The organism is Paenibacillus sp. FSL K6-2441 (assembly GCF_037964765.1).
Lineage (GTDB): Bacteria > Bacillota > Bacilli > Paenibacillales > Paenibacillaceae > Fontibacillus > Fontibacillus phoenicis.
Window position 1 is genome coordinate 3,628,539 of record NZ_CP150174.1, and the last position, 24,324, is coordinate 3,652,862.

General features: G+C 47.3%; 21 protein-coding genes and 1 pseudogene. 6 read left to right on the plus strand and 16 right to left on the minus strand.

Annotated elements, in window-relative coordinates; genetic code table 11:
* Window positions 1–4: 4 nt before the first annotated feature.
* The 3 genes from NSQ80_RS16710 to NSQ80_RS16720 are packed head-to-tail and all read right to left on the minus strand — an operon-like array spanning window position 5 to window position 3,540.
* Entirely contained in the window at window positions 5–1,624 is a 1,620-nt protein-coding gene (locus NSQ80_RS16710) for an extracellular solute-binding protein (protein WP_339299983.1), read from the minus strand.
* A gap of 47 nt (window positions 1,625–1,671) precedes the next feature.
* Entirely contained in the window at window positions 1,672–2,598 is a 927-nt protein-coding gene (locus NSQ80_RS16715; RefSeq protein WP_339299985.1) for a carbohydrate ABC transporter permease, read from the minus strand.
* Window positions 2,599–2,616: 18 nt separating this feature from the next.
* On the minus strand, window positions 2,617–3,540 hold the full coding sequence (locus tag NSQ80_RS16720; protein WP_009225056.1) for an ABC transporter permease subunit: 924 nt from the start codon (window positions 3,538–3,540) through the stop codon (window positions 2,617–2,619).
* 362 nt (window positions 3,541–3,902) lie between these two features.
* Between NSQ80_RS16720 and NSQ80_RS16725 the strand changes: the two genes are divergently transcribed.
* A complete protein-coding gene (locus NSQ80_RS16725; RefSeq protein ID WP_339299988.1) occupies window positions 3,903–5,648 on the plus strand; it encodes a histidine kinase in 1,746 nt (581 codons plus the stop codon).
* Window positions 5,645–7,273, plus strand: coding sequence for a helix-turn-helix domain-containing protein (locus tag NSQ80_RS16730; RefSeq protein ID WP_028538637.1), 1,629 nt, complete (start codon window positions 5,645–5,647; stop codon window positions 7,271–7,273). The genes NSQ80_RS16725 and NSQ80_RS16730 overlap by 4 nt, the downstream gene beginning before the upstream one ends.
* A gap of 61 nt (window positions 7,274–7,334) precedes the next feature.
* On the opposite strand, the gene NSQ80_RS16735 is transcribed toward NSQ80_RS16730, so the two are convergent.
* Window positions 7,335–7,757, minus strand: coding sequence for a hypothetical protein (locus NSQ80_RS16735; protein WP_085279853.1), 423 nt, complete (start codon window positions 7,755–7,757; stop codon window positions 7,335–7,337).
* A gap of 413 nt (window positions 7,758–8,170) precedes the next feature.
* On the opposite strand from NSQ80_RS16735, the gene NSQ80_RS16740 reads away from it, so the two are divergent.
* Both NSQ80_RS16740 and NSQ80_RS16745 read left to right on the plus strand, forming a co-directional pair.
* Entirely contained in the window at window positions 8,171–9,016 is an 846-nt protein-coding gene (locus tag NSQ80_RS16740; protein WP_339299992.1) for a sialate O-acetylesterase, read from the plus strand.
* The gene (locus tag NSQ80_RS16745) at window positions 9,013–9,558 is read left to right on the plus strand and encodes a helix-turn-helix transcriptional regulator (protein ID WP_339299994.1); all 546 of its coding nucleotides are present in this window, start codon (window positions 9,013–9,015) and stop codon (window positions 9,556–9,558) included. Before NSQ80_RS16740 ends, NSQ80_RS16745 begins: the two co-directional genes overlap by 4 nt.
* 77 nt (window positions 9,559–9,635) lie before the next feature.
* Here NSQ80_RS16745 and NSQ80_RS16750 read toward each other — a convergent pair whose 3' ends face one another.
* The 5 genes from NSQ80_RS16750 to NSQ80_RS16770 all read right to left on the minus strand — a co-directional run bounded on the left by NSQ80_RS16750 (window position 9,636) and on the right by NSQ80_RS16770 (window position 16,688).
* Window positions 9,636–10,526, minus strand: coding sequence for a carbohydrate ABC transporter permease (locus tag NSQ80_RS16750; RefSeq protein WP_316010251.1), 891 nt, complete (start codon window positions 10,524–10,526; stop codon window positions 9,636–9,638).
* A 21-nt stretch (window positions 10,527–10,547) separates the two neighbouring features.
* A complete protein-coding gene (locus NSQ80_RS16755) occupies window positions 10,548–11,438 on the minus strand; it encodes an ABC transporter permease subunit (protein ID WP_028538635.1) in 891 nt (296 codons plus the stop codon).
* 15 nt (window positions 11,439–11,453) lie between these two features.
* Complete coding sequence (locus NSQ80_RS16760) at window positions 11,454–13,100, minus strand: extracellular solute-binding protein (RefSeq protein ID WP_339300000.1); 1,647 nt, start codon at window positions 13,098–13,100, stop codon at window positions 11,454–11,456.
* 209 nt (window positions 13,101–13,309) lie between these two features.
* A complete protein-coding gene (locus NSQ80_RS16765) occupies window positions 13,310–15,049 on the minus strand; it encodes a sensor histidine kinase (RefSeq protein WP_339300002.1) in 1,740 nt (579 codons plus the stop codon).
* Between the two features lie 40 nt (window positions 15,050–15,089).
* Window positions 15,090–16,688, minus strand: a complete 1,599-nt coding sequence (locus tag NSQ80_RS16770; RefSeq protein ID WP_339300004.1) for a response regulator — start codon at window positions 16,686–16,688, stop codon at window positions 15,090–15,092.
* A 283-nt stretch (window positions 16,689–16,971) separates the two neighbouring features.
* On the opposite strand from NSQ80_RS16770, the gene NSQ80_RS16775 reads away from it, so the two are divergent.
* A complete protein-coding gene (locus NSQ80_RS16775) occupies window positions 16,972–17,346 on the plus strand; it encodes a hypothetical protein (protein ID WP_339300006.1) in 375 nt (124 codons plus the stop codon).
* A gap of 164 nt (window positions 17,347–17,510) precedes the next feature.
* On the opposite strand, the gene NSQ80_RS16780 is transcribed toward NSQ80_RS16775, so the two are convergent.
* From NSQ80_RS16780 to NSQ80_RS16800, 5 genes are all read right to left on the minus strand, one after another.
* On the minus strand, window positions 17,511–18,125 hold the full coding sequence (locus tag NSQ80_RS16780; RefSeq protein WP_339300008.1) for a YjgB family protein: 615 nt from the start codon (window positions 18,123–18,125) through the stop codon (window positions 17,511–17,513).
* A 110-nt stretch (window positions 18,126–18,235) separates the two neighbouring features.
* On the minus strand, window positions 18,236–18,619 hold the full coding sequence (locus tag NSQ80_RS16785; protein ID WP_127575814.1) for a VOC family protein: 384 nt from the start codon (window positions 18,617–18,619) through the stop codon (window positions 18,236–18,238).
* 17 nt (window positions 18,620–18,636) lie between these two features.
* Window positions 18,637–19,098 (minus strand): GNAT family N-acetyltransferase, encoded by a 462-nt coding sequence (locus NSQ80_RS16790; RefSeq protein WP_339302181.1) that lies wholly within the window; start codon window positions 19,096–19,098, stop codon window positions 18,637–18,639.
* Window positions 19,099–19,270: 172 nt separating this feature from the next.
* Window positions 19,271–19,642, minus strand: a complete 372-nt coding sequence (locus NSQ80_RS16795; RefSeq protein ID WP_339300011.1) for a hypothetical protein — start codon at window positions 19,640–19,642, stop codon at window positions 19,271–19,273.
* 312 nt (window positions 19,643–19,954) lie between these two features.
* Entirely contained in the window at window positions 19,955–20,842 is an 888-nt protein-coding gene (locus NSQ80_RS16800) for a LysR family transcriptional regulator (RefSeq protein ID WP_339300013.1), read from the minus strand.
* A gap of 425 nt (window positions 20,843–21,267) precedes the next feature.
* Between NSQ80_RS16800 and NSQ80_RS16805 the strand changes: the two are divergent.
* A pseudogene (locus NSQ80_RS16805) lies at window positions 21,268–22,319 on the plus strand (MFS transporter).
* A gap of 106 nt (window positions 22,320–22,425) precedes the next feature.
* Here NSQ80_RS16805 and NSQ80_RS16810 read toward each other — a convergent pair.
* Window positions 22,426–22,881, minus strand: a complete 456-nt coding sequence (locus NSQ80_RS16810) for an NUDIX hydrolase (RefSeq protein ID WP_339300015.1) — start codon at window positions 22,879–22,881, stop codon at window positions 22,426–22,428.
* Between the two features lie 159 nt (window positions 22,882–23,040).
* Entirely contained in the window at window positions 23,041–24,261 is a 1,221-nt protein-coding gene (locus NSQ80_RS16815; RefSeq protein WP_009226529.1) for an IS256 family transposase, read from the minus strand.
* Window positions 24,262–24,324 lie beyond the last annotated feature (63 nt).

Sequence of the window (24,324 nt, forward strand, 5' to 3'; positions counted from 1 at the left end):
GATGTTATTTCACGCTCATGTAACGGTCGTAGGCGTCGGTGCGGATTTTCATCAGCTTCTCCAGGCCCATGTCGTTCAGCTTCTTTACGTAAGCGTCCCAGCCTTCGTCGATGCCCCCTTTCGTTACCCACTGGGCGCGCATCGTCGAAACATAAGTGTCGATGTCCGTGGTCAGGGTCGGGAGCTCCTGGAACTCCTCGGCCGTATACATGACATTCGGGAATGGCGTAGTCACGTATTCGCTGCCCATTTTGTCAATCTCCAGCTTCAGGCCGTCGCCAGCTTTCGGGTTAAGCACGATGTTCTTCTCGAAGGAAGGGCTGACGTATTTCGGTCCGAAATCCCGCAGCGATTGCTCCCAGTACCATGCGTCCGCGCTGGTGCCGGCCGGCGGATCCATCAAGGTGTAGGTGCCATCGTCATTCTTCTGAATGACCGTGCCAATCGCGCCCCAGAAGTTCTGGATGCTCGCTTCGTTGGTATAGAACTGGTCGGCCCAGCGGGCGGCCACTTCCGGATATTTGCAGGACGTCGTAATCAACAACTCGTTGCGGTTAAAACTCATGCCGTTCGGATTCCCCGGATTGTAACGCTTCCCGTCGGGACCTGCGATAGGCGGAATGGCGACATACTGATCACTCCATTTGCCAAACACCGCGTCCGGCGTCCACTGGTTCGTAAATCCGACGATCGGAGCATCCGCATTCTGCTGTTTCGCCGACGTCATCGTGGCATCCTGGGTGAACAACTCTTTGTCGATCAGGCCTTCCGCATACAGCTTATGGGCGAATTTCAAGCCTTCCTTGTACTCCTCGCTGGTTGGATAGAACACCGGTTTGCCATCCTTCACCAACATGTTATTGGCGTTGATGTCGGTAATGCCAAATGGATTCAGGAAATCCGGGGCCAACCCGGTTTCGGTATACGGAATTTCGTCCGCTTTCCCGTTGCCGTTCGGATCCTGCTCCTTAAACGCTTTCAACACGTTGTATAGATCATCAATCGTGTCCGGCACTTGGAGTCCCAATTTATCCAGCCAAGCCTTGTTGATGACCGGCTGGTTTTTCGTTTTTGGACGCGACGGCAACCGGGTTGGCAAGGAATAGATTTTGCCATCCGGGAACGTACTGATCTTCTTCAGCTCCGGTGTCTCGGCCATTGCGGCTTTGAGGTTCGGCATGTATTGATCAATGTACTCGTCCAGTGGACGGAAGTAACTTAAGTTATTCACGATATCGGAGTCGGAGAACGTCTGGTCGCCCAAAATAATATCCGGCAGCGTACCGCTGGCCAGCATAATCGACTTTTGTTCGTTCCAATCGTTGGAGGATACGACCTGCCATTCAATTTTGACGTTCGTACTCTTCTCCAAATCCTTCAGCCACTGATTCTGGGTAAACGTATCGCCCATGTTTCCCCAACGCATCGTTAACACTTTCAGCGTGACCGGTTCATTGACAATCGGCAGCCCCTCTTTATTAAAAAGGCTCGTATCGCTTGGCGCCGGACTTCCGGAATCCGCGGATTTACCGCCGCCGCACCCTGCGAGGCCAAAGGCGAGCGCTCCCGCAAGAATCAGCGCGGTCCATTTTTTTACCGTGAATCTGCCTGTTTGTTTGCTCATTGCTCGTTCCCCCATTCTTTGATTGTACCATGCCTTACGGTGTCCAATTAGCTTTTGACCGCTCCGATCATCACCCCCTGATTGAAATATTTCTGCAGGAAGGGATACACGCACATGATCGGGACGGTGGCGATAATAATGACGGAGTAGCGCATCAGATTGGCGAGCCGAAGCGCGATTTGGGCTGCTTCCCCGGTCCCCATGCCGGACTGCATCTGGTTTGTGATCAGGATGTTGCGCAGGATCAGCTGCAGGGGATGCAGGTCCGGATTTTTTAAATAAATCAAAGCATTGAAGTAAGAGTTCCAGTAACCAACCGCGATCCATAGCCCCAGCACGGCGATGATCGCCTTGGACAGCGGCAGCACGATCTGGGCGAAATAACGGAGATTGCCGCAGCCGTCAATTTGCGCCGCCTCCCACAAATCCTCGGGAATGCTCGACTGAAAGAACGTCCTTGCAACGATGATATCGTACACGATCACGGAAAACGGCAAGACCATCACCAAAAACGTATCGTACAGATGGAAATCCCGGATCGTCAGGAAGGTTGGAATGAGTCCGCCGCTGAAAAACATCGTAAAGATGAAAAAAAACGAAAGGAACTTCCGTCCGACCAGATCCTTCCGCGACAACGCGTACGCCGCTGACACGTTCACGATCAGGCCAATGGCCGTGCCTACTACCGTATACAATATCGTGTTTCGATAGCCGATCCAAATGTTTTCGTGCTTCAGCAGCTCCTTATAGCCATCCAGGGTAAACCCCTTGGGAACAAACCACACCTGCCCGTTCGCTACCGCTGACGGGTCGCTGAAAGAAGCGATAACGATAAAATAAAGCGGGTAAATTAACACAATCAGAAACAGCACCGCAAAGACATAAAGCAGCACTTCCATCACTCTGTCGGAAGATCGATTGTTAATTGGCTGCACGGCTGGATTTGTTGCTGAATGGGCTGTCTCCATTTTCATCTCCTTCTCCCCCCTTCCCTACCACAGGCTGTTCTCGCTGTATTTCTTGGAGATCTGGTTCACCAGAATCAGCAGCAGGAAGTTAATGACCGTGTTAAACAGGTTGACCGCCGAGGAGAAGCTGTACTGGCTGCTCAGCAGGCCGATCTTGTAGATGTACGTGGACAAGATTTCACTTGCGGTAATGTTCAGGTCGTTTTGCATTAGATAGACCTTCTCGAATCCAACGCCCAGCAGACCGCCAACCCGCAAAATGAGCAGCGTGATCGCCGTCGGCATCAGCATCGGAATATCGATGTAGCGGATTTTGTGCCAGCGGCTGGCTCCATCAACGGTAGCCGCCTCGTACAAGCTGGGATCAACTGTAGACAACGCAGCAATGTAGATGATGCTGTCCCATCCAACATGCTGCCACACGTCCGACCAGACGTAGATGCTGCTGAACCAACCGGCAGAACCGATCAAATCAGGTGCATCTCCGCCGAACAGTTTGTACAAATTGCCGACCAGTCCGGTGCTCGGAGAGAGCAGAATCAGCATCAACCCGACCATGACGACGGTAGAAATGAAATGCGGCATATACGAGACGGTTTGAAAAAAACGTCGGAACCGGTTCGGCCGCATCTGATTGACCATCAAGGCCAGCCCAATCGGAATCGGAAACGTGGCGATACTGTATAAGCTGATAATGATGGTGTTCTTAATCGTCGTCGAAAATTGATACGAATGAAAAAATTTCTCAAAATGCTTGAACCCCACCCAAGGACTACCGTCAATGCCAAGCGCCGGGCTATAATCCTTGAACGCAATGACCACGCCGTACATCGGTTTGTACGCGAATAACAGCGTCAGCACCACCGCAGGCAACAGCAGCAAGTACAGTCCCCGGTTTCTTTTGATTTGTCCAAGCGTCCGCCTTAGGCCCACTGCGCCGGATTTCATGACATCCCCTCCTTCTTGATCGTCTAAACTCCTAGTCACGCCTTTCGTATGTCCGGCGGCTTCATGTCTTCAGTATAGTGCCCAGCCTGGTGCGTTTATCGGACTCAAACTCGGCAGTAAACGGACTTTTGCTCGCCGGCTCCCATGGGCCCGAAGCCTGTCCCCTTAACCAGCGGCCGAAGGGAATAACGGAATCCAGACTTGATTTGACGCTTTCCGGACTTTCCGTTGGTGTGGATGGGATTCGGTCTTCTTTTTCTAAAGGAAGGATTTATAATAGGGTTAATACCTTTGACAGCGCATTCATAAAGGTGTTCACACTGAAACACAAGCTAGTATCGGCAGGAAGAGGCGAGGGGGCCATGGCTAACACCGCGAAAAACAAACCATATCCGATTCGTCACTACGTTAACTTCATGTTTCTGATCTCCTTCATCATCCTGATCCTGGATTTTGTCATCAGCTTATCTGCGGTATCGATCGTCAAGCAGCAATCCACGCGTTTTCTGCAGGATACCGCGGATTTATACATCAACCGGATCAACCACGATTTCGCTTATATCAACCACTATACGGGCTGGACGCTGGCGAACGATGAGAACTTGCAGGCGATGAACGATCACCCGATGAACAGCGTGGAGTTTTTTGAGGGGAATGAAAATCTGCACAAGCGCTTTAATGAGCTGCAAAAAAACTACGGCCAGGAATACAATTTCTTCGTGTATTTAAAGAACCAGGATTTCTTCCTTAACTGCGCGCCAATCAGCATCCCGTATTCAGATTACTTGGAGCTGAAGGAACAGGTTGTTGCTAACGTAGAAGCGGGCCGGGACGTTTACGAGAAAATTTACTCCAAGTGGACTCCCGTTGAAATTAACGGCAGGCACTATATTACCAACATCGTCCCGTATCACGACAGCTACATGATCAGCCTGGTGTCAGCAGATCAACTGATTCGTCCTTTACGTGAACTGAATCTCGGCAAGAACGGGTATGTCTCCCTGGTGGATGATCGCGGTCAGGCCTTAACCAGCCCCATCTCCAATAACGGCGCATGGATGGATGAGGATCGACGCTCCTCATTTTTTCAGAACTTATTCAAGGGCGGAACGACGGTGAATGGGGAGTTCACGGACGCGACTTTTCACGTCAAGCTGGTCATCCAGTTTGGAACCTTCGAGAAAATCATGATCGCCCAGCTGCTAATTCTTCTGCTCGCGGTCATGATCACCTGCAGCCTGGGATTCATCCTGCTCTATTTCCGCAACAAAGTCCTTCTACCGATCAAGAGCTTCTCCTATAATCTGGCGTTTTGGACGGAGGAAGGGGAGGTGCTGGCCTTCGAGAGCAGTAAGATCGTCGAGCTGGAAAGAGCCAATAAACAATTCATGAACCTGGTCGACCAGATCAAGAAGTTTAAAATCGACTTGTACGAACGGGAACTGGAGAAGCAGCGGATCCAATTGGATTATATGAAGCTGCAGATTAATCCGCATTTTTTCCTGAATTGCCTGACGAATATCTATAGCATGGCGCAAATGCAGCTGTACCGGGAAATCGAGCAGATGGCTTTGTCCACCTCGCGGTATTTCCGTTACATCTTTCAGAACAACAGGAATTTCGTAAAGTTAAGAGACGAAATTGAGCATGTGCGGATTTATCTAGATATTCAGAAGCACCGCTATCCTGATGCACTGGTCTATTCGATCGATGCGGAGGAAGATTGGGCTGAGGAGGTGCGAATCCCGCCGCTCGTCCTGCAGACTTTTGTGGAAAATGCCGTTAAATATGCGGTGTCCCGGATTTCACAAGTACACATCGCGCTCTCGGTGCGATGGGAGCGTGCGAGGAGCGAGGATCGCATGACGATCCAAATTACCGATACCGGGCCCGGATTTCCACCGGAAATTCTGGAGTGTCTGCAGAACGGCACCCCCTTGGATCAATCCGCTGGCAACCATATCGGAATCATGAATACGCTGAAGCGTTTGGAGTCTCTCTACAACGGGGATGCTGCCGTATCATTCTCCAATCGGGAGAGCGGCGGTGCATGTGTGATCTTATCCCTCCCAGCAGAAGTTGGGATGAACAGGAGCGTGGCAGTATGAACGCATTAGTTGTGGATGACGATGTTTATGTTGTCGCTGCTTTAGAGAAGAAAATCGAATGGAAGGCGCTGGGCATTGATAAGCTCTATACCGCAAACAACGTCGCCCTAGCTCGCGACATCCTGCAACAGTACCCGATACAAATCCTGATCTCTGACATCGAGATGCCGCAGGGGAGCGGGCTGGAGCTGCTCGCCTGGATTCGGGAAGAGAATTACAACGTTCAGGCGATCTTCCTGACGAACTATGCGGATTTCAATTATGCGCAGAAAGCGATTGAGCTGCAGAGCTTCGAGTACTTCTTGAAGCCCATCGAGTTCGATAAGCTGATGCTGATCCTTCGTAAGGCGATCGCCCGAGCCGAGGAACAACAGCAGCGGGAGAAGGCGATGCAAGAAGGGGTACTGTGGCAGCGAAATCAGGCCAATCTCTTGGAATATTTCTGGCGTAAGCTGGTGAGCGCAAGCCTTACCGCCCCACTTAAGCCGGCAGCGGTGATTCAGGCGGTGGAAGATCAGCAGCTTGCCTACCTTCCGTCCGATATCCTCCAGCCGGTGCTGATTCACGTATTCCCATATAGCGGCAGCTTGGGGCGGGAGGAAAAAGGACTGTTCGATTTTGCCCTTGGGAATGTAATGAGCGAGCTGCTGCATCATTCGCAGTTTACCGCCGAGACGATCCTGGAGGTGAAAGAGCATCAATGGATGGCTATCCTCAAGTGGAATGCTCCGCCGAACCCCAGCGTACTTGCGGAATTGTGCTCTGAAGGGATTCGCCGAGCCAACGCCTATTTGCATTGTGATGCTTGCTGCTTAGTGGGCCTCTCCGATCAGCTGGAACGAATTGGCCACGCGCTGCACCAGCTGCTGATGATGAACGAGAGCTTAACCAAAACCCGCAACCGAACCTATTGGGCAGAGCGCGATGATTTGAAAAAGCAACCAGTATATCATCCCCCGAACCTGACCCGTCTGGAGGAGCTGCTTCATCAGAACGATTCGGCTTCGTTCCTTGCCGAGACGGCGAGATACCTTCGCGACTGCTTGGACCGCAAAACGCTGGACACTTCCAGCCTCGCCTTGTTCCGTCTGGATATTGTGCAACTCGTCTACGCCTTCTTAAAGTTAAAAGGAATCGAAGCGCACAAATTATATGCGGCACGGGCCAATGAGCAGCTGTTGGCGCAGTCACTCCATTCGATCGAAGACATGCAGGAGTATGTCACTTACTTGGTGAATACAGCCATGGCTTATCGGGATTTTGCGGCGGAACCGAAATCCGTTGCTGAAGAGATCAAGCAGTACATCCACGCCCATTACGGAGATGAGCTGACCCGGAACGATCTCGCGGAGGTTGTCTACCTCAACCCGGATTACCTCGCCCGTTTATTCAAGAAAGAAACGGGGATTTCGCTGGGTAGTTACATCATCCGAGTCCGGATCTCCGTCGCCAAGCAGCTGCTCGAAACGACCAAACTGTCCGTGTACGCTGTCGCCAACCAAGTTGGCTATGCCAACTACTCCTACTTCTCCAAGCTGTTCAAGCAAGAGGTCGGCGTCACGCCCAACGATTACAAGAAGAACCCGCGCAGCGCGGAGCGATGGCGGGTGGCGGAGCGGGCTTGATGGCACGCCAAGCGCAGGAAGAAGGGCCTTTCCGACTGTTGGATAGGCCCTTCTCCTTGATTTATTTTGACTTTTGCACCTTAAACGTAAATTTCCATTCCGCTGTATTCCCGGAATATCGGCCTCGATTTTCGGTGACCTTTACCTTAAGTGACTTGGTGATGTCCTTGGTCACCGAGGACACTTTCACCGTTGCGTTAGCCGAGCCGCTCTCGGGGATTTTGTCCTGCTCTTCCGCATACGCCTTTAACTTTAGGCTCTCCGATGATTTAAGTTTCAAAGTAACACTTGAGCCTTCTTCGATCTCTTTGCCATTCACCGATGCCGTGGTATACCACTCGTTACCCACGTGATTGTTTTCCACCAGTTCCACGCGGACTAGCGTCACCTTGAGCTTCACCGTGCTGGTCGCAGCCGATACAGGTTGAACCAAGCAAAGTAAGATCACGGAAAACATCAGGAAGAGTTTTAGTGCTTTTTTCATTGAGAGTGCCTCCCTCAAAGCATATTACTGAATCATTCAACCCGCCTCAGATTTGCTTCCATTTTACTTCAATTTTTTCCCATTCTGCAATCCTTAAAGCACAAAGAAGGCGCCTCAAAAAGGCGATCTTCTCTTCGATTTTATTTTCCAACCGAAAGCAAGAACCGCTCCAGCGCGCCCGTATCTGCAATGCTATGGTTGCAATCCCCGTTCTCCAGATAGACATATTTTCCGTAAATGGAGAAGTTGTCTGATGAAGCATGGGAGGACTTGGTCTTCACCGAGAAAAAGGCAAGCTCTTAATGCCAATTGCAGAACTTCACATCCCACATTCATTTGACTATTGCCCAAGTCTGTTATAAGCTATCAATAGTCTAATTAGACTATTGATATGAGATAAAGGAGTTAAACTGATGATCAAGTCATTTTTAATGTTAGGTCAGTCGAATATGGCGGGTCGTGGATTTTTGCATGAAGTCGATCCGATCTATAATGAGAAAATCAAAATGCTGCGCAACGGGCAGTGGCAGATGATGACGGAGCCAATCAATTACGACCGTCCGGTCGCTGGCGTAAGCCTGGCGGCATCCTTTGCTGATGCCTGGTCGAAGGCCCATCCCGATGAGGAAATCGGGTTGATTCCTTGTGCGGAAGGAGGCAGCTCCTTGAAGGATTGGCATCCAGAAGGCACCCTGTTTCAGCATGCCTTATCCGAAGCCCGCTTCGCTCAGCAGTCCAGTCAAATCTGCGGGATTCTTTGGCATCAGGGAGAAAGTGATAGTTATGGTTCACTTCATGAAACCTACTACGAGAAATTCGCCTTGATCATCGAGACCTTGAGAAACGAGTTAAATCTGGATGATGAAGTGCCGCTGATCCTTGGCGGGCTTGGGGATTTCTTAGGAAAAACCGGGTTTGGACAGCACGCGACGGAATATCAACAAGTGAATGAGCAATTACAGCGTTATGCCAACACGCATCCAAATTGTTATTTTGTAACGGCAGCGGAATTAACCGCGAATCCGGATGGGATTCATATCAATGCGGTTTCGCAGCGTAAATTTGGCTACCGGTATTTTGAGGCTTTTTCGAAAAAACGTCATGTCCTGGAGCCCCTTCCGGGAGAAGAGCAGTCGCTGAACGTGGAGCGTAATTATTCGAAAAACGAACTGATTTACCTCCATAGCATGGATTTGGCATTGGGTAAAATCACCTACGCGGAATTTGAAGCAAGGATGGCGAAGGTGATGATGCCTTGATCCCCTTACTGATCCTTGGCTTACTGATCCAGAATCCCGGCGCTCACGGCTACGAGCTGCTAGCCCTCATGGAACAACGCCATTACAAGTACATCGTTAATTTCACCAAGGGGTCGTTTTATTACAATCTGCAGCAGCTTGAAGAGAAAGGTTGGATTGAACAGATCCAGCAAGAGTCCACAACCAGCAGACGCGAAACGCGAAACTACAAAATCACCCCCTCCGGAAGGGCAGAGTTCGAAAAGTTAATGGTCCAATACGGCACCAAATCGGAATATGTGAACCTGCAATTTTATGGAGCGCTTCTGTTTGCTGATGAATATGACAAAGACAAGCTGCTAGAGCTGATCCAGTCGCAAATCGATCAGACCAAATCCCGAATTGCACTTTTGGATGAATACCTGTCCAGCACGCAGGAGATTCCGGGCACTCTCGATTACTTCCGCCTCATGAACGAAAACTCCCGAGCCCATCACTTGGTTAACCTGGAATGGTTTGAACGATTAAAAACAGAAATAACAAGAACCCAAGGGCTTAGATGACTTTCATCTTAGCCTCTGGGGTTCTTGACCATTCCTCGTCGATACTGTCTAGATTGACGAACACTCCCCCTTGTTCATCATGCCTTCACACTGCCGAGGACAAGGCCGCTCGTAAAGTATTTCTGTAAGAAAGGATAAACGGCCAAAATAGGAAGTGCTCCCAGGAAGAGTTGAGCGGCGCGTCCCGTTCTTACATTCATCATCGCCAAGAGCTGTGTATAATCGTTGTTGGATCGCTGCATAATTTGCTCGAAATTCAGCAACAGCGTCTGTAAATAGCTTTGCAGAGGGTAATTGGCGGTGTCGTTCATATAGATGATGCCGTCGAACCAAGAGTTCCAATGACCGACGATGCTAAATAATCCGACGGTGGCCAGCGCCGGCTTTAAGACTGGCATTAGAATTCGAATCAGAATTTGCAAAGGCCCCGCCCCATCGATAGTGGCCGATTCCTCGATCTCTTCCGGCAAGCCCCGAATGAAGTTCATCAATATAATCATGCTGAAAACTGGAAGCGCCCCCGGCAGAATTAAAGACCAAATGGAATCGATCAGCCCCGCTTTGACAACGATCAGATAATTCGGAATAAGCCCTCCGTTAAACAGCATGGTGATCACAAAAAATCCCATATAGAGCCCGCGCCCCGCTACTTTCTCTTTGGATTTGGACAGAGGGTAAGCGGTAAGCACCATTAATACAAGATTCACAAGCGTCCCTAATAGGACGCGCTGGACAGATACCCACAAGGCTTGAAAAAACTCCCCGCCTTTGATCGCAAACGCATATGCCTTTGTATTGAAATCAACCGGCCAAAAGGCGACTTCCCCCGCCGAGACAGCAGCACTGCCGCTGAAAGAGACAGCAAGCAGGTTCACGAAGGGCAGAATACAAAGCAGCGATGTTAATATGAGGATCAAGTAGTTTACCGCTTGAAACAGCCTACGTCCCGGACTGCGGTCTAATATCATAGAATTGCCTCCTTTTCCCCGCTAAAAGATTCGATAACCGGCAACCCGATCCGCCAAGAAATAGGACAAGGCGACCATCACGCAGGAAACAACCGATTTAAATAAACCTACTGCGGTTCCCACGGAATATTGCGCTTGCTGGATTCCGAGGCGATATACATAAGTGTCGATAATGTCGCCGGATTCATATACAGCCGGGGAATACAGGTTAAATATCTGGTCAAACCCTGCGTTCAGTACATTACTCAGGGATAATACGGACATGAGCACGATGGTAGGCGCAAGCAACGGCAAGGTGATATAGAGCGTTTGCTTCCAACGTCTCGCTCCATCCATGACCGCAGCCTCGTACAAACCAGGGTCAATGCTTGTTAAGGCCGCTAAATAAACGACGGTTCCAAACCCAAATCCCTTCCAGATATCCGTCACAATCATGGTCCAAGGAAAGATGGAGGGACTACCTAGAAAAGAGATAGGGCCCACCCCGAATAAGCCGAGAAACGAATTGACAATCCCTTCCGAGCTCAGAATGTCAATCATGATACCCGCCATGATCACCCACGACAGGAAGTTCGGCAAATAAACCAACGTTTGAAACGTTCGTTTAATAAACGTATGAGCTACTTCATTCAGCAGCAATGCAAAGATAACGGGGACGACAATGCCGCCGATAATTTTGAAGATGGACATGTACAGGGTATTCCAGATCGTTCTTATAAAATTCGGCTGTTGAAAGACGTGGTGAAAATTCTCCATGCCGACCCAAGGGGAGTTGAAACCTAGTCCAGGATTATAGTCCTGAAAGGAAATAATTAATCCGTAAAAGGGAAGATAGCTGAAAATAAAAACCAGAACCACTCCCGGGATGAGCATGAGATGGAAGGCTCGCTGCCGCCATAATTTGTTGAGCATGATTTGATCCTCCGTTCATTGCCCGTACATTTCGTTAACGGCCTCAGTTACTTCGTTACCGCCGGCTGTCCGCCAGTTTTCAACTACCTTATCGAAATAATCAATGCTTTCTGCGCCCATGATAATTTTGGTAAAGCCTTCCGTGAGGATGTCATCCAAGGTCGATCCATACTTGATGAGCACCTCAGGCGGAGCGCCCCACAACGCGGTCTTGATATATTGTTCGTTGTCAAGAATAGACTTGGCAAGACCGTACGCTGGCTTCGGGCTGCCTTGTTGAAGATAATCACCTGTAGCCGCTGGAGTTCCGTTTTTCTTGAACTCTACGCTGTTGTTATACTTCTGCCACATCCCGCTTGTCGTGAATTTGCTCGTGTCGTTGGTTTTCAGCGCTTCACTCACATGCTCGAACTGGGTATAGTCGGTTTCCGGGTTAATAATTTTGAATGCCCCGGTAACGTGAGCAATATCATTATCCAAAAAGGCAGATAAGGTTTCGGGATCCTCATTCTGTGCTCCTTCATCCAGCATGTAGGCGTAGAAGTTGAGTAATTTGATAACCGCTTCGGGATTTTTGCAGTTCTTATTAACTACCGTATAAACTCCGTTGGCAAAGAAAATGGAATGCGTGGCTGGCTTCCCGTCGACGGTTGGAATATTGTACGGATAAAAAACCGCCTCTTTGCCCAAGTTGGTGACGACGTCTACACCAGGGTTATATCCCCACCATTGATAATAAGGTTGTATGCCTGCCTTGCCTGACACCACACCTGCGTTCATAGCGCTAAAGTCTTTAATGGCGAATTCCGGATCAATGATGCCCAGTTTGTACCATTCCGCCCAATCAGCCAGGGCGTTCTTCATCTCGGGTTGAATTGTTCCGTATACCAGTTTCCCGTCTTCGCCCGGGATCCACATATCTGGGTGAGCCCCCCAACCGACGGCCAGAAGATTCAAATAATCGAGCGTCTGATCCACGGCCATGCCGAATCCGCCATAGGCTTCTTTAAATTTAAGGGCGATATTCTTAAGGTCGTCGATCGTCTTCGGGTCCGGCAAACCAAGTTCTTCTTTCCAGTCATTGCGAATCCAGATGTAATCCGGCTGATCAATGATCCCCCAATGCATCTGAGGAATCCCGTATAATTTGCCGTCTTTCATTCCCGATTCATAACTGGAGCGATCGGCTTCCATATAGCTTTTTACACGATCCGAGGCATACTTATTGAACACTTCGGTTAGATCCATGATCATATCCGCCTTAATCAATTGCTGCAATTGAGTCGGATTGACATGGAACACATCGGGAAGCTTCTTGGAGGATATCGCCAAATTTAATTTCGTATCATACTCGTCGGTTACCCAATCCGTTACGACGTCAATATTGAAGCGCTCTTTATACGCTCGCGTCCAGATGTTCTTGGTCATATCATCGCCATCAGGAAATTGCGCAGAAGCATATTCGGCACGAACGGTATGAAGGGTGACCGTTTCTTCGTAGGAGCCAAATGCATAATCGACTTCCCCTTTTTCATTTGTTGCCTGTTTAGGTTCTTCTCCATTGACAGCAGGTTGACTCGAATTTGTAGAATTACTGCAGGCCGAAACCAGTACAAGAACAAAAGATAAGGATAATAAAACGGAAACTAGCTTTCTGTTCATACTTGCCCCCCTCATGAGTATGGAATACTTTCGCCTATATTGTAGAAGAAGCGTCAGACCGCAAGAAATCAACGAAAATGACTTATTGATGTTAGATTCTTTACGTCTTGTGCGCAGAACCACTCAAAGATTTTGAAAGAAGTAAAAATGATATAAGCAAAGTAAAAAAAGTGTTATTCCGCCTAACCCGCAGTCATGGAGGCCAGATCTTACGTTAAATTCGGAAGAACCATGCGGATGGTGGTGCCTTCCCCCCACTTGCTCTTCAACTCAAATCCATGATTCTCTCCATAATGAAGCTTAAGACGCCGCATCACATTATAAAGTCCAATATTTTGGGCTTCCTCCTTCTCCGCATAGGCCAGTGAATCAGTAAGAGAATGGAGTGTTTCATCGTCCATACCGACGCCATTGTCTTGAATGGTGATCGAGATATCGTTGCCCGAACGCTCGACGTTGATCGTGATGGTACCGCTCTCCTCTTTCCATGCCAACCCGTGGAAAATCGCATTCTCCACCAACGGCTGAAGAATCAGCTTTGGAATGCGTTCATCGAGGGTATCCTCGTCCGCTTGGATTTCCAGTCGTATTCGGTTGTAGTAGCGTACTTTCTGGATGATCATATAATTGCGCAGGTTATCCAGTTCCTGGCGAACCGTAACCAATGCGTCTTCGGAACGGGCGGCATAAAACAGCATCTCGATAAGCGCATCCGTCATCTCCACGATTTTGTTCGCTTGCTGCATGGAGGCAATCCATTTCACAGATCCCAGGGTATTGTATAGAAAATGAGGATTGATCTGGGACTGCAACGCGCGTATTTCGGCGGTAGCCTTGTCCTTCTCCTCTTGCTGGATCCGTTCGACAAGCCGTTTTAATTCATGGGACATTCTTTGAAACCGAGTAGATAGATGTCCGATTTCGTCACGAGAACGAATCTCTTGCACCTGGTCAAATTGCCCCTTCTCGACCAGCAGGATATTTCTCATCAGTTTTTTTAGGGGATGTGTAATCACAGTAGATAATAGAATGGAAACGATCGCGAGGAAGATTAACATCAGCGTAGCCAGCAAGTATAGGTTGTGTCGCAATAGACTTCCCTCCGCCGAGAGCTCTTTCTTCGGCATATAGAGATAGGTCGTCCATCGTTGACGTTCAAATCGGCTGGCGACCATAAGATGATCCGTCCGGTTAGGCCGAATCGTCTCTGAAAATTTCTGGCCGATTAACGAGAAATCATTGTTATATATGATGTTGTCCGATTCGTCCACAATGGTGAATCGCTTCCGCAACGACTCTTGCAGCCGATTGCTGGCAATCTCAATGACGTCAAGATCAATACTAACGACCATGAAGCCAAGCAGAGTCCCGCTGTCCGTATCCAAAATCTTGCGGACATGCGAGATGGCCAAAGTGTTATTTTGAGTCTGTCTGTCGATGTGAGTATCAAGGATCATCATTTTACTGGTGGAAACCTGAAGAGATTGAAACCACTCTTCTTCAGTCGGACGATAACGGTAGTTATAAGGCTGATTGGTACCAACAATCAGATCCTGCCCGCCGTTCAGATTGTATACATAGATGGAGATTTCTTGATCTTTCATCATGATGTAGTTCATCAGCATGCCATAGACTTCATTTTTATTCTGTTCGCTGTCGTTACGAAGAAACACTTGGATCGGGTAAATTTTCTCTGTTGGATGATCCGGGTTGTTCATTCCAAAAGTCGTTACCAGCGAAATCTTCTCAATCTCCTTAAAATACTCGTCAATGCGGATATTCGTCTGTTTGGCGACCTCCATCAATAATTCCGTATACTTCCGTTCCAATTGATTTTGGGAAGAGAAATAGGAGATGACCGTCATCGCTAAGATCGGCACGATGATGACCGTTAGACAGATAATCACGATTTTCGATTTAATGCTAACGAATGGTAAGCGCTTTCTCATCGATTCACACAGAGCCCCTTTCCAAGTAAAGTCGGTGGGATTATCCGCGATATTCCTCAGGACTCATACCAACAAATTTCTTGAAAATTTTGCTGAAATACGGATAATTGCGATACCCGACCTTCTCGGCTACTTCCGATATTTTATATCTTCGATTCTCTAATATCGATTTGGCGCGTTCGATTCGCACTCGGGTCAAATAGGAAATGAAATTCTCACCTTTTTCTTGCTTGAAGACCCGACTGAGATACGAGGGATTGACGTTGATCTGATTGGCTACGCTAATGAGCGAAATCTCTTCGGCATAATTTCGGTGGATCAAATCAGCCGCCAGGTCCGCATAGCTTCTCTCCGGTAACGGATAATCCGTGGCGATGCACTGCTTCGCATATTCCAGTACAATACAGTGGATCTCATCCCAACTCTCTGCGGTCAGCACCGCTTCATACGGCAGCATTTCCACCTGTGGCAGCCGACACGTGCACTTGGAGAAACCTTCGGTGCTGATGATCTCGGCTAATCCCATGTAGAACTCCCGGATTTCGCGCTCGCTTGCCTCCTCAGCAACTAGATTTCGCCGTATCTCTAGGAGCGTGTCTGCCAGTTTCTCCTCCTTACGACTCTCTAACGCATTTCGAAATTCCGATTTCCATTCCTCCAACGGTAAACCAGACCTTTTCTTTGATCCATGGTCCATTTTAGGGGTTTCATAAATTAATATTTGACCGGTTCCCCAAAAAAATCGGCTTTGAAGGGCTTGATCCGCTTCGCGGTACGCCGTTCTCAAGCACTTTAAGCTTGGGATGATCGAACTAACACCTACAGAAAACGTGACGTTCATAAAATCCTTCATCGCTTGTTGAATACCCCTGCATAAATGATGGATCTCTGAAAGCTCGGACTCACTTTGAACCGTATTGATGATGAGTAAATAATCGGAGGAGCTTTCAATGACGACCTCCTTCTCCCACTTTCTTGGAATCATCTCTTCCAAAATATTAAGAATGGAAAAACGCAGCAGTTTCTCGTCTTTCTCAACGTACTTCTTACGCACCCTTTCGAAATTGTCCAGACGAAATTTTATCACCCGCAATTCGGCGGAACGAACGCGGACATGAAGCTGTTCAGCTTTCATGATCGCTTCATTGACCTCCAGCAGACCGCTGATCCAGTCTTTGAACAGATTTTCTTTAAGATACGAAAGGCTTTCCAAATAACTTACCGCCGGTTCGCTTTTACCGGAAGAAGCCCTCTCGGCCAACAGCTTCTGCCGAATGCGCTCCAGTAATTGAACCAATCCCTCCGGCGTAATCTCATTTTTGATCAGATAATCGACAGCCCCCAGTTGCATCGCTTCTTTCGCATAACTAAACTCATTAAAATAGCTTAGAATCACGAATTTGCAGCCTGGAACCACCCTTTGGGCTTCGCGGATCAACTGCAAACCGTCCATTAGAGGCATCTTGATATCTGTAATGATTAAGTCAGGCTGAACGCTTCTCGCCAGCTCCAGCGCTTCTTTCCCATTTGATGCTTCTCCGGCGAGACAGAATCCCTGCTGCTCCCATTCAACCATCGAACGGATCCCCATGCGCATCAATAACTCATCGTCGACAATCAGGAGTTTGAACATCATCATCACTCATTTCCATTTCTAATCCTCCTCGATAGCGATACTAGAAAGCATTTACATCTTGATTTCTATCTTAATGGGTAAAAATTACAGTTCCCATGGTAATTATGGTGCCGCAGTTGCAATATATTGCGCTCTATCAAGATTGCATCTCTTGCTGGGTCTCGTTTCTGCTTATGTCTCGAACGAAATCCAGCCAAAATCCAACGAGTACCCTGCTCTCTTGTCCACACCGATTCATAGAAACGGAAATAGAATATATCATCCCTATGAAAAGGAGTGATAGATTTTGGCAAACCGCGATGTACGTCTTGCATTATGGTCAGGTGCAAATTTTACAGGCCGCCGGATTCTCTTCAGACGTGGCGGGGTCGCTGTCCGCGATCTGGAAGCGTTCAGATTTAATAATGCACTTACCAGCTTCCGGCTCAGAAATATTGTGCAAAGCAACCGCGTCACCCTGGTATTGTTCTCGGGAACGAACTTCCAAGGTTCGATCCGGGTATTCCGGGGCAGTCAAAATGTGGCCAACCTGGGCAACCTCGGCTTCAACAACGTAACTTCTTCACTTGTTCTCGTTGGCCGCAACCTGACCAATGCAGAGATCGCTGAAATTCAGCGTACCGGAAGACCTCCGAGAGACATCCTGATTATTAGACAATAAGGGATCACAGGCTCATCGTTGGAAGCAGAACGGAAGAAGTGAGCATGCCACCGCGTTCCTTCACCGAATGGTTTTTCCTCCTTAAATGAACGAATATAGCGAAACGCCCCGGCCTAAAGAATCACTCTAGGCCGGGGCGTTTATTTGTGTATTATGTTGCTTTTTTACTTCGCATCTTTGTAGGTCAAATTAATGTGATTCAGGTCCGTGCTGCAGTCAAAAATAAATTCCAGCTGGTAATCCCCGCGGATGTACACTAATTTTTTCTGGGTGAGTTTACCCGTTTTAAAGGTAGAAGTCGAGTTAGGCATTCCCCATTGCTTCATCAAAATTTTTTGAGTAATGCTGCCGAGATTCTGTTGACGCTCGACTCCCGTGCCAAAGTAACGCATTTCTTGAAGCTTCTTCGATTTGTAGGAGAAAGCAAGGCTAGGTTGTCCCATGGAACCATGATATGAGTCAAAGGCATTCGCCCCTGTGCCCGCTTCCTCAGGCTCACCAATAGCTTTAATGATCTCTTGACGTGTGGTTTTTCCAAGCGTAGGTGCTTTTAATGGTTTGATTGCATCTTCCGGGAATTGGCCTTTAAGGGCCGGCTTATAAAAGCTATTTAAAAAGCTGTTCACGGACTGTGAAGCTTTAGATTCCGTCGCTGTTGCAGTCTTTGCTGGCGGTGCCGCAGATACAGTCGGCAGGCTGTTCGAGATCCCAATGAATCCGAGTACTGCAGCTCCTGCGATATACAAGGCTGCCGTTTTCTTTCTTGCAGATTTATTCATGAAACCATCCTCCTGTTTTCTAGCACCTCGGATGCTGATTTTTGCTACACCCTTGTAACGAAACGAAACTGTAAAAGGTTGCTGGTAACAGGAGCAAACCTTCGCTGAATTCAAGGAGCAACGATTTCGACCTTGATTCGATCAGGGGCCTCAAAAAATACTGCATAATGACCTGGTCCCCCGGCATAGGGATGTCTGTCTTTATAGAGAATAGGTACCCCACGTTCTTCAAGATGCTTCGTCATCCTGTCGACCTGTTCCTTGGAGTTCGCTTGGAATGCGAGATGGTTGAGTCCCACTCTTTTTCGATGATAGGGGATGTCTAAGTAGTTTGCTTCCGTTTGTACAAAGACCAGATAGGTAGTTCCACTTCTCCAACTCACTCCCTGATCCCAATCTTGATAGACCGAATATCCAAGCTCTTGAAAGATCCAATCCCAGAATGCTCTGCTTGTTTGGAGGTCGGATACATTGATTTCAACATGATGGATCATGATAAACTCCTTCTTTCTTATTCAAATAAATCAAGACTTAATCGGATCATATCCCTGCATTGAATTCCGTTCTCATAAATTTTTTCAGGATAGTGTCTGATAAAAAAGTCCCGATCAATCCCCGTAATTCGGAATCCGCATTTTTGATAAAGCAGCAGCTGTCCTACACTTGAGTTTCCTGTCCCGATTTCAATCGTTTTGGCGTTTTTCTCTCTTGCTTGGTCCATTGCAAACTGAATCAGTTTCTTCCCGATCCCTCTTCCCTGAAACGCTTCACGCACTGCGATGTTCACAATTTCCAATGTTCCGGGTCGTGTTTGTAGTAATACAATGACAGCAATAATCTGCTCTCTCTCGTCCAAGCCCACATAACACTGACCTCTTTGCAAATACTCCGCAATCATCTCTTGCGATGGATCAGCTAACAGTAATAGATCAAGGGGAACTTCTTCGTGATCTTCTAGTAGGCGTATCTTCACATCCATATGTATCTCCCTATAGGTTATGTTTTTCTTTTAAATATATCAGATCTGAAACGTTGTACTGCCGTTTAATATTAGTCTTTCAACTTCTTCTTGCCTAACCCTTGTTCGACCCTTCTCGGCATATACGTCAGCATTGAAAGAAGGCAGCGTCCCAATTAAGTCGAGGTTACTTGGAAATAAGTTCTAATTCCTCTTTTCGATTGTTCCATTCGATCATTACCTTAATTACTGAATCTTTTGGTGGAATTGCACCATTTCCTCCTGATAGTGCACTTATTACACCATCAACTGACAAATCCGGTAATTCTCCACTACCGCCTACCCCAATACCCTTATACGAATATTTAATTCCACTAATGTCTTTTAGATTTTTTCCTTTGTATTTTATTTTCAAGATCGTTTGATGAAACTCGCTGTTTACATGTTTGACCGTATAAGTGGAGGACCAGTTTTGACTCTCGCCTTTAAAAATAAGTGTGGAGTTAGAACAACTACATAGGATCAGTATTATAGAAATGAATGCTACAAATTTCTTCAATTCATCTAGCCTCCTATACGGTACAAACGCGGCAGGTATGGTTATAATTATGTCTCGTTACTGGTTTACTGAACATTCCAATAAGAAAGCCAAATAGAACAGCACCCATATAAAAAAGAAAATGTAGATGTATGCCACCCCAGCCAAAGATCGCTCATATCTTAGGCTGGGTCATTGTTGTTTGAGCTCCTTCCATGATTATACATTTAGACGTGAAATTATCAATCATAAATCTGCTCTAGGGTTAAAAGAATTGTGTTATCTTCCCCACTAAAGCAAAAAGCCGTGCGGAGTATCCCTCCACACGGTCCTTCATATCGGATTTATCCCTTGTAAATTATCCTGTAATTTCTTGATAAATGTTTGCGCCGCATGGTTAAGAAACCTGTCAGCGCGATAAATAATACCGATGGTGCGAGTTGGGCCCCTCTTGATCTTGATGGTACGTAACTCGGGATCATTCATAGATAAAATAAGTGGTAAAGGTTGAATTGTCGCGCCAATATTAGCTTTAACTAAATGAATCAGCGAAAAAGGGGTTGTCGTTTCAATAATAGGATCTAAACTGAAGCCAAACTTTCTACAACAATCATCGACTAGCTCGCGTCCAAGCGTGCCCTTGGGGTACATCACAGTGCTAATATGGCGAAGTTCCTCTATATCGATCGAGCTTCGATCCGCCAATTCGTGGTTCCCCGGGACGACCAGCACATACTCCTCACTGGATAAAGGAATGCTCACAATCCGCTCATCTGGGAGAGGCAGGATCCCAATACCAATGTCTACCTCCATCTCCAACACTTGCTTCAAGACTTCGACGGATGTCAAGACGGTAAGTCGTATATGAGGAAATTCCTTGTGAAAATCGATTAATAATTGTGTAATTCTGTAATCGAGATCAGAGGGGATCGCTCCTATGACCAGTGTTCCACGCTGATGATTACAGAGTTCATCAATCGCGTCCACTGCATTTTTACGAATCCTGAACATCTGGATACTGTAATCTAACAGCAGTCTACCTGCTTCCGTAAGTACAATCCGTTTGCCAATCCGATCAAACAACGGCGTCCCTACTTCATTTTCCAATGAACGTATCTGCTGACTGAGTGTCGGTTGCGACATGCCTAATTTCTCCGCCGCTTTGGTAAAATGCAGTTCCTCGCATACAGCGACAAAGTATTCTAATTGTCTAAGATCCATAGTTGCCCCATCTCTAAACAATCATTCGTTTTTCTTATTATTTTAATAGAAATCATTATATTGATCAATCAAATTTTATATTTTAAACTTAGCAAATATGAAAAACATCATATACAAAAAACCTAAATCCGTGATACAGGCGAACCCCCCAATCCAATATCACTACAATTTTTTTGTGAAAGGTAATATGTATCCCTCCCACGTAAGCGCAACAAATCGGCCGACTCGAATAATCCCAAGTAAGCATAGAGGATATCAGGGTGGGTGATGATCACGGATTTAGGAAGAAAGTAAGGAGAGTAAGGAGAGAAAAAATGAAACGTTCAACACTTTTAGTAATAGCCCTATTTTTGGCATCTTTAAACTTGAGGCCGGTGATTTCCTCAGTTTCGCCGCTTTTAGAGACCATTCGGAACGATCTCGGAATGAGCGCATCCTCTGCCAGTCTTCTCACCTCTATACCGGTTCTATGTATGGGACTCTTCTCCCCGATAGCTGTTAAGTTGGGGCTTCGACATGGCATCGAACGGATCTTATCGATAGCTCTATTGCTCGTGGGAGGAGCTACCTTGGTCCGTTGGTTTACGCCTTCTTATACATTCCTGCTAATTACAGCACTCATCGCTGGTATCGGTATTGCATCTGCTGGTCCGCTTTTGTCTGGATTCGTTAAACGTTATTTTCCCAACCAGGTCGGCTCCATGATCGGCGTCTATTCCGTAGCAATGGTGATTGGAGCAGCCCTAAGCGCAGGACTATCCGTTCCCTTCCAAAATGCTTTTAATGGCTCTTGGCGATCCGCATTAGGTTTTTGGGCAATCCTTGCCGCTATTGCTTTGCCAGCCTGGTGGTTATTTGTAGTAAGACACGCAGATCGAACTGGAGAAATAGTAGAGCATGGCTTTTGACCCTATTTTTCGGAATGATGGCTATCGCGTTCTACTCCGTTACAGCATGGCTTGCACCAGCCGTCTCAAATATGGGGTACAGTAAGGTTTATGCTGGTAACATGCTTACACTTTCTACATTGGTTCAAATTCCGGCAACGTTCTTGATACCGATGCTAATGCATCGTTTTTCCAATCGACTTCTATGGATGATTGCCTGCGCTTTGTCTAATTTAGCCGGGATACTACTTATCATCTTTTCTAGTTCACCATGGCTTGCTGCGATCCTGCTCGGCATCGGCAACGGCGGTCTCTTCCCTATCGCGTTGATGTTACCGATTGAAGAAACCTCGAACGCACAAGATGCAAGCTCTTGGTCCGCCATGACACAATCGGTGGGATATGTAATTGGGGCGCTTGGACCGATTTTGGTTGGATGGATTCAAGATATGACAAGCAGCTTTGTTTTCGCCTTCGTCGGACTTGCCGCTGTCACCGTAGCGATGATTATCGTGCAGCTTTTCATCGGATCCAAAAAGGAGTCAGACCGAGAAGTGCTGGTCGCAACCCCGGCAAGTAGTAGACAATAAAAAAGTTCGAAGCTCAGCGGCGATCGCTTCCCGATATTCTGTGGCGGGGAGAGGTCGCCGAGTTTTTTCTGATAACGTTCGAGATTGGAATTTTCAGATTTAGTCTCTACCAATTCCTTATATATCCTAATTTTTTTAGAATCATATAACTATTGGGATTTAGGTTTTCTACCGGTTCTTCAAGTGAGAAATATTTTAATTCGAGTCCTTCATCATCATTTATAGTTGGTATTCCTTGCACCTTAATCGCCTCAAATACAGCTATGGCATTGTAAACTTCATCCCCATGAGGGTATTTATAGTAGAAATCTTTTCCGGATAGATTAGTTATAAAAAGTAATTCTTCAGCTCTCAATCCTGCTTCTTCAAAAAGCTCACGTCTTGCCGCTTCTTCGAAGGATTCTCCGAGTTCCAGCGAGCCACCGATAGTTCCCCAGTCATAACTATCTGTTCTCTTCTGAAGTAATACATGTCCTTCAGCGTTCTTAACTATAACTGTCACGCCAACCAGAATGATTGGTCTTGTGCCAACCAACTTTCGGAGCTCCATGATATATCCCACTTAAGATCCTCCTAGTCTTGTCTCTACATTCAGATCATGAAGTCTTTTCTATCACATAAAACTACAGATGTGCCTTCATTTATTTTTCCTTTCGGGTCTGTCAAGATTTCTGTGTAAACTCAGTTCCAAGCAATCCCCCCGAGGGGGGATTTGGCGTTTCTAACGTAAGTAGTTGCTGATCCGATCCGGAAAGAAGACCGAAAGCTGAAGCAGCATCTGTCCCCAGTTTTGGACGCGGCCTGTCCATTTGCGGGTCACATCCATCGTGGCCAGATAGAGCATTTTCAGCAGAGCTTCATCAGTCGGAAAAATACTCTTTCCCTTGGTCACCTTGCGAAGCTGTCGGTGGTAACTCTCAATCATATTTGTTGTGTAGATGAGTTTGCGGATCTCAGGTGGGTACTTGAAGAAGGTCGAGAGCTCCTCCCAGTTGTTGCGCCAAGAGCGGACAATGAGCGGATACTTGACGCCCCAGACTTCCTCGAAGCGGTCCAGTTCCAAGAGCGCCCCTTCCTCAGTTGCTGCCTTGTAAATCGGCTTCAGGTCCGCAGTGACTTTCTTGAGATCCTTGTACGACACGTAGCGAGTGGAATTACGGATTTGGTGGATGATACACTTTTGGATCTCGGTCTTTGGATAGCAGGCAGCAATCGCTTCGGAGAAACCACTGAGATTGTCCACACAGATGATGAGAATGTCTTGGACACCACGATTTCGCAGGTCATTTAGGACGCTTAGCCAGAACTTACTGGATTCATTCTCCCCGATCCACATGCCGAGCACATCCTTGTTTCCGTCCAGGTCGATGCCGATAACCATGTAGGCCGCTTTGTTTACAATGGCACCGTCCTGCTTCACTTTGAAGTGAATCGCATCCATGTAAACGACGGCGTACACGCCTTGAAGCGGCCGATTCTGCCATTCCTTAATGAGAGGCACGATTTTGTTGGTAACATTGGAAATGAGCGTAGGCGAGACTTCGATGCCGTACAGGTTTTGCAGATGGTCTTGAATCTCTCGTGTGCTGACTCCTTTGGCGTACAGGGCGATGATCTGATCTTCGATGCCAGTTACATTCTTCTGGTGTTTCTGCACAACAACGGGCTCGAACTCACCCATCCGATCCCGTGGAACCATAATTTCCTGCTCTCCGTATTCGCTGACCACCGTCTTCTTGCTCTTGCCATTTCGGCTATTTGGCGTCATCTTGGCTTTGACCTCATGCTTTTCGTAGCCTAAATGCGTATCGAGCTCTGCTTCCAGCATCTCTTGAAGAGTTTCAGCAAACAGTTCTTTCAAGGCATTTTGCGCATCCTGAGCCGTTACCAGCTTGTTCTCCTTAATAAACGTCCGTAGTTGCTCTTTTGTCCATAGTCCCATGTGTTCTCCCAACCTTTCTATTACTTTCCATTTTAATAGATTTGGGAGTTTACACAAACTATT

Excerpts from the sequence above, each read along its gene's own strand:
- NSQ80_RS16770 (WP_339300004.1), bottom strand. The coding sequence starts at position 16,688 with ATGATGATGTTCAAACTCCTGATTGTCGACGATGAGTTATTGATGCGC.
- NSQ80_RS16740 (WP_339299992.1), top strand. The coding sequence starts at position 8,171 with ATGATCAAGTCATTTTTAATGTTAGGTCAGTCGAATATGGCGGGTCGT.
- NSQ80_RS16730 (WP_028538637.1), top strand. The coding sequence starts at position 5,645 with ATGAACGCATTAGTTGTGGATGACGATGTTTATGTTGTCGCTGCTTTA.
- NSQ80_RS16800 (WP_339300013.1), bottom strand. The coding sequence starts at position 20,842 with ATGGATCTTAGACAATTAGAATACTTTGTCGCTGTATGCGAGGAACTG.
- NSQ80_RS16710 (WP_339299983.1), bottom strand. The coding sequence starts at position 1,624 with ATGAGCAAACAAACAGGCAGATTCACGGTAAAAAAATGGACCGCGCTG.
- NSQ80_RS16785 (WP_127575814.1), bottom strand. The coding sequence starts at position 18,619 with ATGATCCATCATGTTGAAATCAATGTATCCGACCTCCAAACAAGCAGA.
- NSQ80_RS16720 (WP_009225056.1), bottom strand. The coding sequence starts at position 3,540 with ATGAAATCCGGCGCAGTGGGCCTAAGGCGGACGCTTGGACAAATCAAA.
- NSQ80_RS16750 (WP_316010251.1), bottom strand. The coding sequence starts at position 10,526 with ATGATATTAGACCGCAGTCCGGGACGTAGGCTGTTTCAAGCGGTAAAC.
- NSQ80_RS16765 (WP_339300002.1), bottom strand. The coding sequence starts at position 15,049 with ATGAGAAAGCGCTTACCATTCGTTAGCATTAAATCGAAAATCGTGATT.
- NSQ80_RS16780 (WP_339300008.1), bottom strand. The coding sequence starts at position 18,125 with ATGAATAAATCTGCAAGAAAGAAAACGGCAGCCTTGTATATCGCAGGA.
- NSQ80_RS16815 (WP_009226529.1), bottom strand. The coding sequence starts at position 24,261 with ATGGGACTATGGACAAAAGAGCAACTACGGACGTTTATTAAGGAGAAC.
- NSQ80_RS16715 (WP_339299985.1), bottom strand. The coding sequence starts at position 2,598 with ATGAAAATGGAGACAGCCCATTCAGCAACAAATCCAGCCGTGCAGCCA.
- NSQ80_RS16725 (WP_339299988.1), top strand. The coding sequence starts at position 3,903 with ATGGCTAACACCGCGAAAAACAAACCATATCCGATTCGTCACTACGTT.
- NSQ80_RS16755 (WP_028538635.1), bottom strand. The coding sequence starts at position 11,438 with ATGCTCAACAAATTATGGCGGCAGCGAGCCTTCCATCTCATGCTCATC.
- NSQ80_RS16760 (WP_339300000.1), bottom strand. The coding sequence starts at position 13,100 with ATGAACAGAAAGCTAGTTTCCGTTTTATTATCCTTATCTTTTGTTCTT.
- NSQ80_RS16735 (WP_085279853.1), bottom strand. The coding sequence starts at position 7,757 with ATGAAAAAAGCACTAAAACTCTTCCTGATGTTTTCCGTGATCTTACTT.